Genomic DNA, 1,327 nt, shown 5'->3' with positions numbered 1-1,327 from the left:
GGCTGATGAAGAAGGTCTATGCCAGCGCGAGCGAGGCTTTGGACGGTCTCTTGCAGGACGGGATGACGATCTCGGCCGGGGGGTTCGGTCTTTGCGGGATACCCGAGCTGCTGATCGATGCGATCGTGGACAGCGGCGTCAAGGACCTGACCATTGCCAGCAACAATTGCGGCGTCGACGGCTTTGGTCTGGGCAAGCTTCTGGACACCAGGCAGATCAGGAAGATGATCAGCTCTTACGTCGGTGAGAACGCCGAATTCATGCGCCAGTACCTGTCGGGCGAGCTGGAGCTGGAATTCAACCCGCAGGGCACGCTGGCTGAACGGATGCGCGCCGGCGGCAGCGGCATCCCGGGCTTTTACACCAAGACCGGCGTCGGCACCCAGATCGCCGAGGGCAAGGAGGTCAAGATCTTTGACGGCGAGGAATATATCCTTGAACGCGGGATCGTTTCGGACCTGGCGATCGTGAAGGCGTGGAAGGCCGACGACACCGGCAATCTGGTGTTCCGCAAGACCGCGCGCAACTTCAACCCGCCCGCCGCCATGTCCGGCCGCATCTGCGTGGTCGAGGTCGAGGAAATCGTCGAACGCGGCAGCCTGGACCCCGATCACATCCATCTGCCCGGCATCTATGTGCATCGCATCATCCAGGGCGATCACGAAAAGCGCATTGAAAAAGTCACCACCCGCAAGCGTGAGGAGGCCTGATATATGGCATGGGATCGTGACCAGATGGCCGCCCGCGCGGCCGAGGAACTGGAAGACGGCATGTATGTGAACCTCGGCATCGGGATCCCGACGCTGGTCGCCAATTACACCGGCGACAAGGACATCACGCTGCAATCGGAAAACGGCATGCTGGGCATGGGCCCCTTCCCCTATGAGGGCGAAGAGGATCCCGACCTGATCAATGCCGGCAAGCAGACCATCACCGAATTGTCGCGCACCTCGTATTTCGACAGCGCGACCAGCTTTGGCATGATCCGCGGCGGCAAGATCGCGGCGGCGATCCTGGGCGCGATGGAAGTGGCCGAGAACGGCGATCTGGCGAACTGGATGATCCCCGGCAAGCTGGTCAAGGGCATGGGCGGCGCGATGGATCTGGTCGCGGGCGTCAAGCGCGTGATCGTGGTCATGGACCACACCAACAAGGCCGGCGAATCCAAGCTGCTGAAGGCCTGCACCCTGCCGCTGACCGGCAAGGGCGTGGTCAATCGCATCATCACCAATCTGGGCGTTCTGGACGTGGTCGAGGGCGGCCTGAAGATCGTCGAACTCGCCGATGGCGTGACCGAAGAAGAACTGCGCGCCGCAACCGAAGCCAC

Annotated in this window: 2 protein-coding genes; both read left to right on the top strand. The window is 62.1% G+C overall.

All coding sequences use genetic code 11. From position 1 onward, the window contains the following. Nucleotides 1–5: 5 nt before the first annotated feature. Nucleotides 6–710, top strand: a complete 705-nt coding sequence (locus tag PAF17_RS20035; protein WP_271890819.1) for a CoA transferase subunit A — start codon at nucleotides 6–8, stop codon at nucleotides 708–710. A 3-nt stretch (nucleotides 711–713) separates the two neighbouring features. Continuing rightward, the coding region (locus tag PAF17_RS20030; protein ID WP_271890818.1) for a CoA transferase subunit B at nucleotides 714–1,327 on the top strand (614 nt) is incomplete at its 3' end.

Origin of the sequence: Paracoccus onchidii (genome assembly GCF_028294535.1) — a bacterium.
In the GTDB taxonomy this organism is placed as follows: domain Bacteria; phylum Pseudomonadota; class Alphaproteobacteria; order Rhodobacterales; family Rhodobacteraceae; genus Paracoccus; species Paracoccus onchidii.
This window is presented reverse-complemented; position numbering and strand designations above follow the sequence as displayed.